The organism is Gordonia phosphorivorans, from assembly GCF_042432625.1.
Classification (GTDB): domain Bacteria; phylum Actinomycetota; class Actinomycetes; order Mycobacteriales; family Mycobacteriaceae; genus Gordonia; species Gordonia phosphorivorans.
This window is the reverse complement of the sequence record NZ_JBHLWV010000021.1, coordinates 33,799-51,049: the sequence shown is the minus strand read 5'-3', so window position 1 is coordinate 51,049 and position 17,251 is coordinate 33,799. Positions and strand designations below refer to the sequence as shown.

The window sequence follows — 17,251 nt, the reverse complement described above, 5'->3', positions numbered from 1 at the left end:
CCGCGGGAAGCCGTAGCCGAGGCGGCGGCTGTTCGGTGAGAATGGACGGATGAGCGGATCGGACTTGGAGGTCGACGGCCACCGCATCGCGCTCACCCACCTCGACCGCGTGCTCTATCCCGACGGCACACGCAAGTACGACGTGATCGCGTACTACCTGGCCATCGCCGACGCGATGCTGCCGCATCTGGCGTCCCGGCCGGTGACGCGCAAGCGGTGGCCGACGGGCACCGAAGCGGCACCCTTCTTCGAGAAGACGCTCCCGGCCGGCACCCCGGACTGGGTTCCGCGGTTCACCATCGCCCATTCGGAGGGCGAGAAGTCCTATCCGGTCGCCGCCAGTTCCGCGGTGCTCGTCTGGTTCGCTCAGGTGTCGGCGCTGGAATTGCATGTGCCGCAATGGCGCATCGACCTGTCGGCGGGCCACGAGGAACGTCGCACCGACCGGCTGGTGCTCGATCTGGACCCCGGACCCGACGTCCCGCTGACGCAATGCGGTCAGGTCGCGCTGACCATCCGGGACGTGTTGACCGACGCCGGGCTGCCGTCGTGGCCGGTGACCAGCGGCGGCAAGGGGATCCACGTCTACGCGCAGCTGCCGTGGCCGGTCAGCGCCGACTCGGCCCGCAAGGTGGCCAAGCAGATCGCGGTCTCGCTGGAGAAGGCGTTCCCGCGCGATGTGACCGCGTCGATGAGCAAGGCCGCGCGCCCCGGCCGAGTCTTCATCGACTGGAGCCAGAACAGCGCCAGCAAGACCACCCTCAGTCCGTACTCGCTGCGCGGACTGGCGCAGCCGTGGGTCGCCGCGCCTCGCGACTGGTCCGAACTGTCCGACCCCGATCTGGCGCAACTCCGATATTCCGAAGTGCTGGAACGGTTCTCCCAATCCGGAGACCTGCTCGGTGGCACCTCCGCCACCGCCGCCGCGCCGGCCGCCGACCTGCCCGAGGGCGTCGTCGACCTCGGCGTGTACCGACGTCGACGGGCGGCACCGATGCTCGCCGTCGACCAGCCGATCGACGCCCTGGACAACGACACCTGGGCGTTCGAAGGCAAATGGGACGGCTACCGCGTGCTGGCCACCGTCCGCGAGAGCCGGTTGCGGCTGCATTCGCGGTCGGGCAACGACCTGACCGACGACTTCCCCGAACTCGCTCCCCTGGCGCACGCCGTCCCCGGCGGGGACATGGTGCTCGACGGCGAGGTGGTGGCCCTGGACGCCGACGGGCAGACCGACTTCGGCCTGCTGGCGTCGCGGCGTCGTCGTGCCGAGGGCGCCCGGCTCGAGTTCTTCGTCTTCGACGTCCTCGAACTCAACGGTCGCGACCTAACCGGCGCGCCGTGGGAGCAGCGGCGCCAGATCTTGGAAGAACTCCGACCGTCGCTGGCCGGACTGCCGAACGTGCGGATCCCGGATCTGCTCCCCGGCCCCGGCGCCCGCGCGGTGACTCGGGCTCGAGACATGGGGTGGGAGGGCGTGGTCGCCAAACGCCGGTCCGCCCCGTATCGGCTCGGTACCCGCAGCCCGGACTGGCGCAAGCAGAAGAACTGGAACGACGTCGAGGTGGTGATCGGCGGTTTTCGTCTCGGCCGCGACGGAGCCAACCGCACCCTCGGTTCGGTGCTGGTAGGACTGCCCGCGGAGACCGGCCTGCGCTACGTGGGCCGCGTCGGCACCGGCTGGACACAAGCACAGGCCGCGGATCTGCTCGCCGAACTGCGGACACTGACGATCAGCCGCAGCCCGTTCCTGGCCGTCGATGCCCCCGTCGCCTCCAGTGCCACCTGGGTGCTGCCCAAGCTGGTGGTGGACGTCCAGTTCATGAACTGGACGTCCACCGGGCACCTGCGCCATCCGTCGTGGCGCGGCATTCGACGAGACAAGCTGCCCGGCGACGTCGACCCCGCCGGCAGCCCGTCCCGCGCACCGTGACGGCTGTGCGGCCCGCCGACCGCGGTCAGCTCAGGTGGTGCACTTCCTGCAGGCCGTAGACCGGCGTGTCCAGGCCCTCGAAACGCGCCTTGAGCTGCAGTGCGAGATACAGCGAGTAGTGCCGCGACTGGTGCAGGTTGCCGCCGTGGAACCACAGTCCCGGTTGCTGGGTGGGCTTCCACATGTTGCGCTGCTCGCCCTCCCAGGGCCCCGGATCCTTGGTGGTGCCCGAGCCCAGGCCCCACACCTTGCCCACCCGGTCGGCCACGTCCTGACCCATCAGGTCCGCGGCCCACCCGTTCATCGAGCCGTAGCCGGTGGCGTAGACCACCACGTCCGCGGGCAGCTCGGTGCCGTCGGCCAGCACCACCGAGTTCTCGGTCAGGTGGTCCACGCCGCCCTTGGCCAGCTTGATGGTGCCGTCGGCCACCAGCTCGCAGGCGCCGACGTCGATGTAGTAGCCCGAGCCGCGGCGCAGGTACTTCATGAACAGCCCCGAATCGTCGTCGCCGAAGTCCAGGTCGAAGCCGGCCGCCTCCAGTCGCGCATAGAAGTCCTTGTCGCGCTCGCGGATCTGGTCGTAGAGCGGGATCTGGAACTGGTGCATGATCCGGTACGGCAGCGAGGCGAAGGTGAAGTCGGCCTTCTTGGTGGTCATGCCGTCGGCGACGGCCTGCTCGCTGTAGAGCGCGCCCAGCCCGATCTCCATCAGCGAATCGGACTTCACGATGTGCGTCGACGAGCGCTGCACCATCGTGGTGTCGATACCCGACTCCACGAGCGCCTTGCAGATGTCGTGCGCGGAGTTGTTGGCGCCGATCACCACCACCTTCTTGCCGACGAAGCCGTCCGGACCGGGGTGTGCGCTGGAATGGTGCTGCTCGCCGGCGAAGACGTCCTGCCCCGGGAAGGTCGGCACATTGGCCTTGCCGGACATGCCGGTGGCCAGCACCAGTTGGGTCGGGTGCAGGGTCAGCTCCTCGCCGTCGCGCACCAGGTGCACGGTCCACCGGCCGGCCGCCTCGTCGTAGGACGCGCTGGCGCATTCGGTCTTGGACCAGTACGGCACCTCCATCACCTTGGTGTAGAACTCGAGCCAGTCGCCGATCTTGTCCTTGGGAGCGAACACCGGCCAGTTCGACGGGAACGGCAGATACGGGAGGTGGTCGTACCAGACCGGGTCGTGCAGGCAGAGCGACTTGTAGCGCTTGCGCCACTGGTCGCCGGGGCGGTCGTGCTTGTCCACCACCAGCGACGGGACGCCGAGCTGGCGCAGGCGCGCGCCGAGTGCGATACCGCCCTGGCCGCCGCCGATCACCAACACGTACGGCTGCACCGCGCGTCCGAGCTCGGCCTCCTCGTCGTCGCGTCGTTGCGCCCACGACCGCTGGTCCGGGTCGGACCCGTGCACGGCGCCGAGCGGTCGCGCGAAGCCGTTCGGCTCCTCGTGGCCCTTGAGTTCCTGCAGCGTGGTCAGCAGGGTCCACCCCTCGTCCCGACCGTCCGGGCCGGGCTTGAGCCGCAGGTGACCCTCGCCCCGGCCGACCGCGGTCTCGAAGACGATGAACGCCTCCACCACGTCATCGGCGGCGGTGGCCGGTTCGCTGGTGGCCCAGGCCGAGGGCGCGGTGTCGGCGAGCCGGTCGTCGAGCATCGCGCCGATCTCCTCGCGCCCCTGCGAGGTCTTGAGGTTCCAGGTGAACGCCACCAGGTCGCGCCAATAGCTGTCGGTGGCGAACAGCGCGGTGGCCGCCGCGACGTCTCCGTCGGCCAGCGCCGTGGCGAAACCGTCCAGCCAGGCATCGACCCGTTCCTGCGGGGAGGCGCCGGGTGGTGCGGCCGCGGCCGGTGTGGGGGATTCCAGGGTCTGCGTCATGATCGACACCTTCCATCGAGTGAGCTGCGTCACGGTTGGGACTTGTGACAGCCAGCACACTCCGCGGCCGCACCGCCCGGCAAGGGTTGCAGCGGGTTGCAACCGATGCGGGTTGACTCCAGCCACCGCCGCGGGGACCCTCGACTGTGACCGCCCACACAATCGGAGTTCCGCTCGTGCCGTTGCCCGACCACCCGCCCGAACCGGCGCTCGCCGCCGGCGACGACCCGCGTGCGCACGCCGCGGTGCTGCACGCGGTGTACGACGCGTCGATGACCGGCGCCCGCCCACCGGCACGGCCCCGTTCGGTGATCGGCGAATCGTGGGACCGGGTCCGCCAGATCGGGGTGCGCCCCGACGCCACCGGCGAACCGGTGCGCGACACCGTCGACCTGGCGCAACGGCGCGCCGAATCCGGGCTCAGCGAGCTGCTCGACCCGCTGATGCACCATCTGGACACGCTGATCGTCGACGGCGAGAACATCCTGGTGGTGGCCGACGCCGACGGCCGGGTGCTGTGGCGCAACGGCGTCAACCGCGTCCTGCACCGCGCCGATCGTCTCGGCTTCACCGAAGGCGCGTCGTGGGCCGAGGGCTCGGTGGGGACCAACGCCATCGGTACCGCGTTGGCGTCCGGGCGCGCGGTCCAGGTGTTCGCCGCCGAACACTTCGTGCGCACCCACCACGAATGGACCTGCGCCGGCGCCCCCATCCGCGACCCGCGGTCGGGCCGGGTCCTGGGCGCGGTCGACGTGTCCGGTCCGGCGGCCACCATCCATCCGACCACCCTGGCCCTGGTGGACACCGTCGCCCGACTCGCCGAAGCGCAGCTGCGGGATCTGCATCGTGCCCGGCTGGACACGTTGCGCGCGGTGGCCGCACCCATTCTGGCGCGCTCGGCCGGCCCGGCCTTCGCCGTCGACACCTTCGGCTGGGTGGCGGCGCTCGACGGTGTGCCCCCGCGTCCGCGGCTGTCCATTCCGCCCGCCGTCTCCGCGGGGCGCCATCATCTGGCGGGGCTAGGCGACTGCGACCTGGAACCCCTGCCCGGCGGCTGGCTGGTGCGGGTGGCCGCCGCCGACACCGAACCGGACGTGGTCCACCTGGAACTGATCGACGGGCCGCACCCCGCGGTGCGGGTGTCGAGCACCGGCGGCGCCTGGGTGCACCACCCCACGCCCCGCCACCTGCAGTTGCTCCAGCTGCTGGCCCTGCACCCGGAGGGCCTCACCGCCGCCGAGGTGGCCGCCCGGATCTTCGGCGATCCGGCCCGCCGCATCACCGCAAGATCAGAGATGTCACGCCTGCGCAAACACTTCGGCGGGCTGCTCGCCGCCAATCCATATCGCTTTGCGGGGCATGTCGTGGTGCTGCTCACCAACACCGCCGCGGGTGCGCCCGGATCGTCGTCGAGCGCCTAGCCTGGGAAACGGTGGCCCGTGCGAGCGGGACGGATGTGCGAAAGGTTCAGTCGATGGTGGTCGTCGCGCAGATCAGCGATCTGCACTTCAACGGGACCGACGATAACCGCAACCGCGTGCGCGCCGTCCTGGATTATCTGCACTCCACCGTCGACGGCGGGACCCGAATCGCGGCACTCCTGGTGACCGGCGATCTCACCGACGAGGGACTGCCCGCCGAATACGCCGAGGCCGCCGCCGAGCTACGCTCCCCCATCCCCATGCTGACGCTGCTGGGCAACCACGACGACCGTGCCGCCTTCACCGCTCAACGCGACGGCATCGCCAGCACCGGTCCGGTCAACTCCATGCTGCGCCACGAGAACCTCCTGATCCTGGCACTGGACTCGTCCATCCCCGGCCGCTCGGACGGCTACCTCTCCGACGAGACCCTCGACTGGGCGCGCCGCCGGATCGCCGAGGCCGGCGACGTCGACGTACTGCTGACCTGGCATCACCCGCCCGCGCATCTGGGCATGCCGCACATGGATGCGATCTGTCTCGACGCCGACGACCGGGTCGCGGCCCTGGTGCACGACCACCCGAACATCGTCGGGGTGGTCACCGGGCACGCGCACACCCCGGCCGCCACCGTCTTCGCCGGGCGGCCACTGATCGTGGCACCCGGGGTGTCGTCGACCCTGAACCTGCCTGTCGAGGGCCCGGACTGGATCAACACCACCCAGGGCCCCGGCCTCGCACTCCATCTGATCGACGATCACCGCCTGACCACGCATTTCCGGGTCCTCCCCCGCTGGTAGCCCCCACCACCTCACCACAGCCCGCTCGGGATTTTGTTCGCAACTTTGTTCGCATACAGCATTGTATGCACACCATGTTGGGCGTATTCTGGAGGGTGAAAGCAGGAAACCGGTGATCAGCGCACGGGGAGGTGGCCGACATGGACGACGCATTCGATCCGCTCGCTCTGGTGGCCGGCCTCGGCCCGGAACAGCTTCTCGCCGTGCAGGACGCCGCTGAGAAGCGCCTGCAAGGGGCCGCTCTGGCCCGCGAGAACGAAGACGGCCTACTCGATCTGCTGGAAACCCGCGAGCGCACCCTGGCCGCACGCCAGGTCTTCGACGCCGCCCTCTACGTCGAACTCAGCGACCGTGGCGCCTACCGCAAGGCCGGTTTCGTGTCGCCGTTCGCTCTCTTCTCCGGCGGTCTGCGCCTGGGCGAGGGCGAAGCCCACCGCCGCGCCCGGCTCGCGATCGCGATCGGTCGATTCACCGCCATGACCGGAGAACGTCTCGAACCGGTGCTGGCCGCGACCGAGGCCGCCGTCGCCGACGGCGAGATCGGGCGGGAGAACGTCCTCGTCATCGCCGAGGTGATGGAGAAGGTGCCGGCCGCGGCGACCCCCGACGACCGCACCAAGGCCGAAGCCATGCTCGCCGAGGCCGCCAAGACCCTCGGCCCCAACGGCGTCGGAACCGTGGGCAACCGGATTCTGGCGTGGCTCGACCCGGACGGCGAACTGTCCGACGACACCGACCGCCGTCGGCAGCGCAGCTTCTCGCTGCAGGGCCAGGACCGCCAGCTGATGAGCAAGGTCCGCGCCCGGCTGACCCCGGCCGCCCGTGCCCGCCTGGAAGTGACCCTCGCCCAGTGGGCGGCACCGGGCATGAACAATCCCGACGATCCCGCCTCGCCGCGGGGCGCGGCCGACCAGCCCGGCCTGGACCCAACAGTCATCGCCGAGGCCGCCGAACGCGACGACCGCACCCTCACCCAGCGTCAGCACGATGCGCTGCAGGCGCTGATGGAATGGGAACGCGCCCAGACCGGCGTCGCCCCGAACGGCAGCCTGTCTTCCGAACTGGTCATCACCGTCGCCGAGAGCGATCTGGCCCGGCAGGCCGGTGTCGCCCTGACCGCCACCGGCACCCGCCTGCCGGTCCGCGATCTGGTGCACCTCGCCGGCAGCGTGGTGCCGTGGCTCGAAGTTTTCGCGAACGCCGGCTCGCAGGTGCTGTACTTCGGGCGCGGGCGCCGACTCGCCTCCCGCGCCCAGCGCCTGGCCCTGTTCGGCCGCGACCGCGGCTGCACCACGGTCGGCTGCAGCGTCCCGTTCGCACGCACCCAGGCCCATCACATGCCCGATTGGGCCGACGACGGTTGCACCGACATCGACCAGCTCGGCGCCGCGTGCGGCAAGCACAACCGGTGGAACGGCAATAAACCCGGGCAATGGGAATCCACCGTCCTGACCGACGGTCCCGACGCGGGCCGTATCGGCTGGCGACCCGTCGGACGGCCCGGTCCGTGGCTGGTCAACCCCTTGTTCCATCCGGAGAAGCTCGCCGACCACCAACCGACGGCCGGGCTCAACACCCGCATGGCCGAAGCCTCCGACACCGACCCGCCGATCCCGCCCGCCGTAGGCCGCCCGCACCCCGACGAGTCCCACCGATCCGGAGTCGAACGACTCCTCGAGCAGTACCTGGCAGCCTGACCGCGCCGTCCCCGACAAGGGGCGGCACGCGGTCGGGCTATCAGGCGTGTCCGGGGCCGATCACCCCGAGTGAAGTTCCTCCCAGCCCCCTGTTCCCGGCTCTCGGCAGCGCCTACCGTCTGGACATAGACGTCGATATCGCTCCCGCCATCCGCTCGGACCTGCTCAGCCGATGGAACGAACCGCACCGCCGCCATCATCATCAGCAACACCTCGACGAGGTCGCCCGGCTGGTGGAACTGACACTGCGGCACCACCCCGAGCCCGACGACCGCAACGGCATCGCCCTCTCCGACGCCGACTTCGCCGTCCTCGGCGCGGAGCCGCAGCGCTACGCCGAGTACGCGGCGAATGTCCGGGCAGAATTCCACGAGGTGCCCGACGAGTACTTCCGCCCCGCGCGCAGCGAACTGCTCGCCGAGTTCCTCACGCGCGATGAGATCTTCGCCTCCGAACCCGCGCAGCAACGCTGGGAAGCCACCGCCCGCACCAACCTGGCCCGAGAGATCGAAGCCCTCACGCCTTCCTGATCCGCCGCTTGGTAAAACAACGGCGTCCTGGCGCTCACCGACGACGTATATGCATTAGCGGCCGTCAGGACGCCGTTGTTTTACCGATGCACCGTGGCGCACCGGCGCGCGACATAACGAAGGGCTGCACACCGAGACGGTGTGCAGCCCTTCGAAATGCTACGAGCAGATGGAGCTTAGAGCGCGGCGATGATGTCGTCGACGCGATCCTTGGCGTCGCCGAACAGCATCTGCGTGTTGTCCCGGAAGAACAGCGGGTTCTGGACACCGGCGTAACCGGCGGCCATCGAACGCTTGAACACGATGACGTCCTTGGCGTTCCAGACCTCCAGCACCGGCATACCGGCGATGGGCGAGCTCGGATCCTCCGACGCGGCCGGGTTGACCGTGTCGTTGGCGCCGATCACCAGCACGACATCGGTGTCACCGAAATCGTCGTTGATCTCGTCCATCTCCTCGACGATGTCGTACGGGAGCTTGGCCTCGGCCAGCAGCACGTTCATGTGGCCGGGCAGACGACCGGCGACCGGGTGGATACCGAAACGCACCTTGACGCCCTTAGCGCGCAGCTTGGCGGTCAGGTCGGCCACCGGGTACTGCGCCTGCGCCACGGCCATGCCGTAACCCGGGGTGATGATCACCGACGAGGCGCCCGACAGCAACTCGGCCACGCCGTCGGCCTGGATCTCCCGGTGTTCGCCGTAGTCCTTGTCGTCGGCCGGACCGGCCGCGATACCGAAGCCACCGGCGATCACCGAGATGAACGAGCGGTTCATCGCCTTGCACATGATGTAGCTCAGGTAGGCACCCGAGGAGCCCACCAGCGCACCGGTGACGATCAGCAGGTCGTTGCCGAGCAGGAAGCCCGACGCCGCCGCGGCCCAACCGGAGTACGAGTTGAGCATGGAGACCACGACCGGCATGTCGCCGCCGCCGATGGAGGCGACCAGGTGCCAGCCCAGCAGTAGCGCCAGCGCGGTGATGACGGCCAGCAGCACGTAGCCGGTGGTGTCGTCCTTCACGTCGCGAGCCACGTAGACGCCGGTCAGCACGATGAACACGACGATCGAACCGACGTTGATCAGGTTCTTACCGGGCAGCATGAGCGGGGCGGACTTGATCCGCGCCGACAGCTTCAGGTTGGCGACGATCGAACCGGTCAGGGTCACCGCACCGATGAAGATGCCGATGGCGACCTCGGCGGCGTGAATGCCGACCAATGCACCGTAATCGGGGTCGGTCGGCAGCGCGTGCACGCCGGTGATGGCGCCGTTCCAGCCGATAAGCACGGCGGCCAGACCCACGAACGAGTGCAGCAGCGCGATGAGCTCGGGCATGCCGGTCATCTCGACGATCTTGGCGCGCCAGAGACCGATGAGAGCACCGATCACCACGGCACCGATCAGGAGACCGAGGGGAAGCCACTTGTTGAAGGTGACGTCACTGAAGCCGACGTGGTCGAGGTCCTTGACCATCATGGTGATGGTCGCGGCCAGCGCGATCAGCATGCCGACCATGCCGTAGGTGAGACCGCTCTTGGCGGACTCGTGCTTGCTCAGACCCGCCAGCGACAGGATGAACAGCAGCGAGGCGACGATGTACGCCGCAAAAGTCATGGATTCAATAGTCATGATGCGTCAGGCCCCCTTGCTGAACATGGCCAGCATGCGACGGGTCACGGCGAAGCCACCGAAGACGTTGATGGAGGCGAACAGAATCGCGATCGTCGACAGCACCAGCACGGTGACGTTGTCGGTCGCCAACTGCAGAATCGCACCCACGATCACCACACCGGAGATCGCATTGGTCACCGACATCAGCGGCGTGTGCAGCGCATGCGCCACGTTGCCGATCACGTAGTAACCGATGACGATGGCCAGCATCAGCACGGTGAAGTGCTGCGGGATGTCACCCGGAGCGAAGGCGTTGACCAGGAAGAACGCCACGATCCCGAGCAGGACCAGACCGATCTTCTTGCCCGCCGACATCGGCTCCTTGGGCGGCGCGACCGGCGCCGGCTCCGCGGCAGCGGCCTTGGGTGCGGCTGAGACCTGCACCGGCGGCGGGGGCCACATGCCCTCGCCGTCGCGGGCGACGGTGATACCGCGCTGCACCACGTCGTCCATGTCGAGCGTGAGCTCGCCGTCCTTGCCCGGCGTGAGCAGCTTCATCAGGTTGACGATGTTGGTGCCGTACAGCTGCGAGGTCTGCGCGGCCAGACGACCGGCCAGATCCGTGTAGCCGAGGATGGTGACGCCGTTGGCGGTCACCGTCTTCTCGTCGGTGACGGTGCCGGTGGCGTTGCCGCCGTTGGCGGCCGCCATGTCGACGATCACCGAGCCGTTCTTCATTCCGGCCACGGTCTCCGCGCTCAGCAGCTTTGGTGCCGGGCGACCGGGGATCAGCGCCGTGGTGATGACGATGTCGGCGGCACGCGCCTCCTCGTCGTACATCGAGGCCGTCGCCGCTTCCTGCTCGGCGGTCATCTCCTTGGCGTAGCCGTCCTCAGACTTCTCCGCTTCGAAGTCGACGTGGACGAACTCGGCGCCCATCGACTCGACCTGCTCGGCCACCTCGGGCCGCACGTCGAAGGCACGGACCACCGCACCCATCGCCGAGGCCGCACCGATGGCCGCCAGACCGGCGACACCGGCGCCGACGACGAAGACGCGCGCCGGCGGAATCTTGCCCGCCGCGGTCACCTGACCGGTGAACATGCGCCCGAACTCGTGCGCCGCCTCGACCACGGCGCGGTAACCCGCGACGTTGGCCATCGAACTCAGCACGTCCATCGACTGCGCCCGCGAGATACGCGGCACCGCATCCATGGCCAGCGCGGTGATGCCTGCGTCGGTCAGCTTCTGCACCAGTTCCGGATCGCGCGCGGGCGCCATCATCGAAATCAGCACCGCACCGCGGCGCATTCGGGCGATCTCGTCGTCGCTCGGCGCATTCACCTTCACGACGATGTCCGCGGCCCACACCTCGTCGACCGAACCGACTCGGGTGCCCGCCTCCGCAAACGCCGCATCCGGCTGTTCGGCGAGCAGGCCCGCACCGGCTTCGACGATCACGTCGTACCCGAGTTGCTGCAGCTGAGCGACGGTCTTGGCCGTCGCCGCGACGAGAGTCTCGCCCGCCTTCGTCTCCCGGGGGATACCGATCAGCATGTCACTGCCTCTCCCACACTCATGTTTCTGAACACCTAAATCCTGTACGCCAAAAGTCCAGTGAAATCCCAGACCGGGACCACCACCAGCCTCCGCGCAGCGAACGGCAAGGGTGACACACGTCGCTGCAGGCTGGATACGTCAGGTCACGGGCAGCCTGGTGAGGCATCGCTCCCGCTGTTAAAACGTGGCAAAAAGATAACACGTGCCATCGACGGCACTGCCGCCGCGTTACCTAGGTCACTGTGCGGCGGCATGCCTTCCGGCGCGACGCCCGAAATACGAACCTTCGCCGAGTTGGGTGCCGCTGGCGTACCCCTTGCTGTCTTGCGCGATGTTCGCCGCGCAGGCGCCGGCGGCGTACAGCCCGGCGATCGTCGAACCGTCCGGACGTCGGACCTGGCCGTCGACGGTGGTGGCCATCCCGCCCAGCGTGAAACCGGCGTACAGGGCCTTACCCAGGGTCATGTCGAACGCTGCCCACGGGCCGGTGTCCTGCGGCGCCAGGAAGTCGGCGGTCTTGTGGAAGTCCGGGTCTTCGCCGCGCGCCGCGTACTCGTTGTAGCGGGCGATCGTCGCGTTCAGCACCGACCGCTCCATGCCCAGATCGTCGGCCATCTCGTCGATGGTCTCCCAGCCGTCGATGAACGGCGCCAGCGCGAAGTCGGGACGCTCCATGTGCGCCTCGTCGACGATCAGGAAGGCCTTGGCGCCCGGCTGATCCATCACGAAGCCCGAGGTGCGCGAATGGTAGGAGTCCTCGGCGACGAAGCGCTTGCCCTCGGCGTTGACGATCAAACCGGTCAGCAGGATCGACGGCGGGTACACCGGCGCGGTGATGAACTGCTCGTGCATGTGCTTGAGTTCGGCGCCGACGGCCGCGCCCATGCGGATGCCGAGCCCGTCGTCGTAGGTGTTGCCCAGTGTGAACGGCTTCTCGGCGAGCTTCGGCACGTACTCGGCCACCATGTCCGGGTTCATCACGAACCCGCCGGCCGCGATGACCACGGCGTTCGCCCGGATGAAGCCCTCGGCGCCGTCGGTGTTCTTCCAGTAGACGCCCACCACGCGGGGCTGCCCGTCCGGGCCCTCGTCCACCACGAGGCGACGTCCACCGGTCTCGTAGCGGATCTCGACGTTCTCGTCGGCCAGCCGCTTGACGAGCAGTTCGATGACCATGCCGGCGCCGCCGGTGTCACCGGGGACGGGCACCTTGTGTCCACGGGGTGCGGGCACGGCGATCTCGTAGAACGGCCACACCTTCTCGTTGCCGGTGTACATCAGCCCCTGGGTCTGCGGCTGAATCACCGCCTTGTCCGGGAAGAAGCTGCGCTCGAACTGGAAACCGAGGGCTTCGAGCCAGTTGAAGTGCTCGACGCTGTCCTCGCAGTAGGCGGTGATCTTGTCCGGTTCCGGATCCGGCGAGACCGCGGTCAGGTACTTGGCCATCTCGGCGGGGCTGTCGGTGTGGCCGGTGGCCTCCTGCACCGCGGTGCCGCCGCCGAGGTAGAAGTGGCCGCCCGCCATGCAGCTGGTGGCGCCGGCGGCCGCCGAGCGCTCCAGCACCAGTACCGACGCCCCGGTGCGGGCGGCTTCGAGTGCTGCACAGCACCCGCCCATACCCGCACCGAGGACCAAGACGTCGACGGTTTCCCCGAACTCGGGGACGTCGGCGATGTTGATGTTCTCCGGAAGGTCCAATCCACTCATGCGCCCAGACTAGAACATGTTCTAGCGAGACACCGGACGGAAGGCCCGAAGTCGCAGGCTGTTGGCGACGACGAACACCGACGACAGTGCCATCGCGGCACCGGCCATCATCGGATTCAGCAACCCGGCCGCCGCGAGCGGAATGGCCGCGACGTTGTAGGCGAAGGCCCAGAACAGGTTGGTCTTGATGGTGCGCAGGGTCTTCCGCGAGAGCGCGATGGCGTCGGCCACCGACCACAGATCGCCGCGGACCAGGGTCAGGTCGCTGGCCTCGATGGCCACGTCGGTCCCGGTCCCCATCGCCAAGCCCAGGTCGGCACCGGCCAGTGCGGCCGCGTCGTTCACGCCGTCACCGACCATCGCCACCACGTGCCCCTCGGCCTGCTTGGCCGCGATCGCGGCGATCTTGCCGTCGGGGGTCACGTCGGCGATCACCTGATCGATGCCGACCTGCCGGGCGATGTGCTCGGCCGCTCCGCGATTGTCACCGGTCAGCAGCACCGGCGTCAGACCCATCTTCTTGAGCTGGGCGATGGCCGCGGCCGAGGTCGGCTTCACCTCGTCGGCGACGACGATCACGCCGACCACCGATTCCCGCGCGCCTTCGCCCCGCGTGATGATCACCGGGGTGCCGCCGGCGGCCTGCGCCGCGGCGATCCGCTCGGTCAGGTCGGGCGTCAACGGCGCCGAGACGTCGCGCGGGCCGCGCACGGCGACCGACTCCCCGTCGATCGTGGCGATCACGCCGGCCCCGGCCAGGTTGGTGAAGTCCGAGGCGGCCGGCGCGGTCAGTCCGCGCTGGTCGGCCTGCGTGACGATGGCCCGCCCGATCGGATGCTCCGAGCCCGCCTCGACGGCCGCGGCCAGGGCCAGCAGTTCGTCGGCGGCGACACCGGCCGCCGGCAGCACGTCCTGCACGGCCATCACGCCGGTGGTCACGGTGCCGGTCTTGTCCAGGAAGATCGTGTCGACCTGCCGCGTGGACTCGAGCACCTCGGGCCCCTTGAGCAGGATGCCCAGCTTCGCACCGCGCCCGGTGCCGACCATCAGGGCCGTCGGCGTGGCCAGACCCAAGGCGCAGGGGCAAGCGATCACCAGGACCGCGACCGCGGCGGTGAACGCCAGCACCGAGCCGCCGCCCACCCCGAGCCAGAAGCCCAGGACGCCCACGGCGATCGCGATGACGATCGGCACGAAGACACCCGACACTCGGTCGGCCAGCCGCTGCACCGGCGCCTTGCCGGTCTGCGCATCGGCCACCAGCTTGGAGATCTGCGCCAGCGCGGTGTCCGCGCCGACCGCGGCGGCGGTGACCACCAGGCGGCCGTCGGCGTTGACGGTGCCGCCGATCACCTTGTCGCCGGCCTGCACCTGCACGGGCACGGATTCGCCGGTGATGATGGCCTGATCCACCGCCGAGGCGCCGTCGACGATGACACCGTCGGTGGCGATCTTCTCGCCCGGGCGCACCACGAACTGCTGCCCCACGGCGAGGTCGCCGATCGGAATGGTCTTCTCCCGGCCGTCGACCAGGACGGTGACGTCCTTGGCGCCCACCTCGGCGAGCGCGCGCAGCGCATCGCCGGCCTGCAGTTTGGACCGCTTCTCGAAGTAGCGGCCGGCGAGCAGGAAGGTCGTGACGCCCGCCGCGGCCTCCAGGTAGATGTGCGAGGCCCCGTCCCCGCGCGAGGCGATGAACGTGAAGCCGTGCACCATGCCCGGTGTGCCCGCCATCCCCCAGAACAGGGCGTACAGCGACCAGCCGAAGGCCGCCGTGACGCCCACCGAGACCAGGGTGTCCATGGTGGTGGCGCCGTGCCGCAGGTTGATCCACGCGGCCTTGTGGAAGGGCAACGCGCCCCAGACCACGACGGGCGCGGCCAGGGTCAGCGAGAACCACTGCCAGTTGGTGAACTGCAGGGCCGGGATCATCGCGACCGCGATCACCGGGATGGTGAGCACCGCCGAGATCAGCAGTCGCTGCCGCAGCTCGGCCACTTCCACCTGGGCGCGCGAGGGGGCCGGGTCGACGCTGTCGACGCCCGCCACCGGGGCCGCGGACGGCTCGGGCACGGGCGCGGCGTCGTATCCGGCGGCCTGCACCGTGCCCACCAGGTCGTCGAGCGTCACCGTGTCCGGGAACTCGACGTGCGCCTGTTCGGTCGCATAGTTCACCACGGCGCTGACGCCGGGGAGCTTGTTCAGTTTCCGCTCGATGCGATTGGCGCAGGAGGCACAGGTCATGCCGGTCAGCTCGAGGTCGATCTCGCGAGCGGTGGCGGCGCTGGTGAGCGCGGCGATATCAGTGGCCGTCATGGGACACTTCCGTCTCGATGTCGTTGTGCTGAGTGCTGTGGGAAGGCGCGGGGTCGACGTCCCAGGGCCCGACCGCGCTGCCGACGCCGAAGGCGATGCCGAAGACAGCGAGCAGGCCGGCCACGAAGACGCCGATCCGCGCGGCCGTGGAGGTCATGCGAGCTGGTAGCCGGCCTCGACGACGGCGGCGGTCACCGCGGCATCGTCTAGGTCGGCATCGCTGGTGATCTGCACGCGACCGGAGGCCACATCCACCTGGACGTCGGTCACGCCGGCGAGTTCTTCGATCTCCTCGCGGACGGACATCGCGCAGTGGTTGCAGGTCATGCCGGTGACGGTGATGTTCTTGACGCTCATTGTTTTTCCTCTCGGGAGATTCCTCGTGACGGTCGGGGACGGTTCGTCGGCGATCAGCTCTTGACCAGTCGGGCGATGGCCTTCATCGCCTCGTCGATCTTCTCGTCGGCGGCCTCGTCGCTCTCGCGGGCGGCATTGACCACGCAGTGGCCCATGTGGTCGCGCAGGAGCTCCAGGCTCACCGACTCCAAGGCCCGCTTCATGGCGGTCACCTGGGTGAGGATGTCGATGCAGTAGGCCTCGTCGTCGACCATCCGCTGCAGTCCCCGCGCCTGCCCCTCAATCAGCTTCAGGCGCCGGACGTATGCGTCCTTGTCGGCGATGTACCCGTGGTTGCCACTCATCTTGACCTGCTCCTCGTCGATACCCCCTAGCAGTATGCGACCGGCATCGCGACCCTGTCAACCCATACCCGGTAGGGGCATTAATCATCGGCTAAAAGGCGACGGCACCGACCGCGCGGGACTAGCGGGGATCGAGGCTTTCGGCCAGCTTGGACAGCGCCTGCGCGACTTCCCGCAGAGCCTCCCCGACCTGCTGGCGCACCAGGCTCTCGCCGTCCGGGAGCTTGGCGGCCGCGACGGCGGCCTCGACGGTCGCCGCTTCCAGGTCGGCGAGCGACCCGGTGATCGACGTCGTGGTGGCATGGCGCGGTGCTGCGGCAGCCGGTACCGCGCTGACCGGTGCGATCACCGTGCGCGCACTGCCGTCGGGTCCGATCACCTCCACCAGGGAGGTGCGGGTCATGTCCGAGTACTCATTGATCTGGATCATCGAGCTGCGCCCGTGCGGCGTCGGGGCGGGCTCGGCCACCGGAGCTTCCGGGGCGGGCGCAGGCTCCGTCGGTACCGGCTCGGCTGGCGGTGATGTCGGTGCCGGCTCGGCCGGCGGTGATGTCGGCACCGGCTCGGCCGCCGGGGGTGTCGGTGCCGCCGGCGGTTCCGGCACGGCGATCGGCCGCGCGGGTTCGGCGAGCGGTCGCATCGGCGCCGCGTCGAACATCGGCGGCTCGACCGCCGGACGCGGCGGCTTCGCCTCGTGCGCACCCGCGGAAGACTTCGGCTTCTTCGACTGCTTGGCCATGTCCGCCCCCTGGTAGAACGATCGAGCAGGCGCCGGACGCGGCGCGGGAAACGCGTGGGCGCCGCCGTGGCCGTCGAACAGCCGACACGACGCATTGTCGATGGAGCGCTCGCGACACGCCTCGAGATCACGGGCCGTGCGCGGAGTCCGCGCGAAGTCGTCCCACAGCATCCAACGACGCCGCCCCGGTCCGCCCCGGCCGCCGTCGCTGGCATGCGGCCCGCGATGCCCGTTCGGCAGCTCGCACGCGATCGGCCACGTGACTTCCATGTCGATTCGCAGGGCCGCCCGATCAGCGGGGCCGGTCACGATCGAGGACCAGCAACGGTCTTGCGGCATCGACGGCCACCTACTTTCC

14 protein-coding genes are annotated in these 17,251 nt (G+C 69.3%); 5 read left to right on the top strand and 9 right to left on the bottom strand.

Annotated elements, in window-relative coordinates; all coding sequences use genetic code 11:
* Positions 1-49 precede the first annotated feature (49 nt).
* Entirely contained in the window at positions 50-1,933 is a 1,884-nt protein-coding gene (ligD, locus tag ACFFJD_RS12410) for a non-homologous end-joining DNA ligase (RefSeq protein ID WP_382364572.1), read from the top strand.
* 25 nt (positions 1,934-1,958) lie between these two features.
* Here the strand turns inward: ligD and ACFFJD_RS12405 are convergent, their stop codons facing one another.
* Positions 1,959-3,809: an NAD(P)-binding domain-containing protein gene (locus tag ACFFJD_RS12405; RefSeq protein ID WP_382364570.1), complete on the bottom strand. Its 1,851-nt coding sequence runs from the start codon at positions 3,807-3,809 to the stop codon at positions 1,959-1,961.
* Between the two features lie 176 nt (positions 3,810-3,985).
* On the opposite strand from ACFFJD_RS12405, the gene ACFFJD_RS12400 reads away from it, so the two are divergent.
* From ACFFJD_RS12400 to ACFFJD_RS12385, 4 genes are all read left to right on the top strand, one after another.
* Positions 3,986-5,230: a GAF domain-containing protein gene (locus ACFFJD_RS12400; RefSeq protein ID WP_382364568.1), complete on the top strand. Its 1,245-nt coding sequence runs from the start codon at positions 3,986-3,988 to the stop codon at positions 5,228-5,230.
* 53 nt (positions 5,231-5,283) lie between these two features.
* A complete protein-coding gene (locus ACFFJD_RS12395) occupies positions 5,284-6,030 on the top strand; it encodes a metallophosphoesterase (RefSeq protein WP_382364566.1) in 747 nt (248 codons plus the stop codon).
* 140 nt (positions 6,031-6,170) lie between these two features.
* Entirely contained in the window at positions 6,171-7,727 is a 1,557-nt protein-coding gene (locus tag ACFFJD_RS12390; RefSeq protein WP_382364564.1) for an HNH endonuclease signature motif containing protein, read from the top strand.
* 233 nt (positions 7,728-7,960) lie between these two features.
* Entirely contained in the window at positions 7,961-8,257 is a 297-nt protein-coding gene (locus ACFFJD_RS12385; RefSeq protein ID WP_382364562.1) for an HD domain-containing protein, read from the top strand.
* A 176-nt stretch (positions 8,258-8,433) separates the two neighbouring features.
* On the opposite strand, the gene pntB is transcribed toward ACFFJD_RS12385, so the two are convergent.
* From pntB to ACFFJD_RS12345, 8 genes are all read right to left on the bottom strand, one after another.
* Positions 8,434-9,888 (bottom strand): Re/Si-specific NAD(P)(+) transhydrogenase subunit beta, encoded by a 1,455-nt coding sequence (gene pntB, locus ACFFJD_RS12380; RefSeq protein WP_382364560.1) that lies wholly within the window; start codon positions 9,886-9,888, stop codon positions 8,434-8,436.
* A gap of 6 nt (positions 9,889-9,894) precedes the next feature.
* Complete coding sequence (locus ACFFJD_RS12375) at positions 9,895-11,427, bottom strand: Re/Si-specific NAD(P)(+) transhydrogenase subunit alpha (protein ID WP_382364558.1); 1,533 nt, start codon at positions 11,425-11,427, stop codon at positions 9,895-9,897.
* Positions 11,428-11,667: 240 nt separating this feature from the next.
* Positions 11,668-13,137 (bottom strand): FAD-binding protein, encoded by a 1,470-nt coding sequence (locus ACFFJD_RS12370; protein ID WP_382364556.1) that lies wholly within the window; start codon positions 13,135-13,137, stop codon positions 11,668-11,670.
* A gap of 21 nt (positions 13,138-13,158) precedes the next feature.
* The gene (locus tag ACFFJD_RS12365) at positions 13,159-15,453 is read right to left on the bottom strand and encodes a heavy metal translocating P-type ATPase (RefSeq protein ID WP_382364554.1); all 2,295 of its coding nucleotides are present in this window, start codon (positions 15,451-15,453) and stop codon (positions 13,159-13,161) included.
* A complete protein-coding gene (locus tag ACFFJD_RS12360) occupies positions 15,440-15,610 on the bottom strand; it encodes a hypothetical protein (RefSeq protein WP_382364552.1) in 171 nt (56 codons plus the stop codon). The genes ACFFJD_RS12365 and ACFFJD_RS12360 overlap by 14 nt, the downstream gene beginning before the upstream one ends.
* Positions 15,607-15,810, bottom strand: coding sequence for a heavy-metal-associated domain-containing protein (locus tag ACFFJD_RS12355; RefSeq protein WP_382364550.1), 204 nt, complete (start codon positions 15,808-15,810; stop codon positions 15,607-15,609). The genes ACFFJD_RS12360 and ACFFJD_RS12355 overlap by 4 nt, the downstream gene beginning before the upstream one ends.
* Before the next feature lie 53 nt (positions 15,811-15,863).
* Entirely contained in the window at positions 15,864-16,154 is a 291-nt protein-coding gene (locus tag ACFFJD_RS12350; protein WP_382364548.1) for a metal-sensitive transcriptional regulator, read from the bottom strand.
* A gap of 121 nt (positions 16,155-16,275) precedes the next feature.
* Positions 16,276-17,232 (bottom strand): hypothetical protein, encoded by a 957-nt coding sequence (locus tag ACFFJD_RS12345; protein WP_382364546.1) that lies wholly within the window; start codon positions 17,230-17,232, stop codon positions 16,276-16,278.
* Between the last annotated feature and the right edge of the window lie 19 nt (positions 17,233-17,251).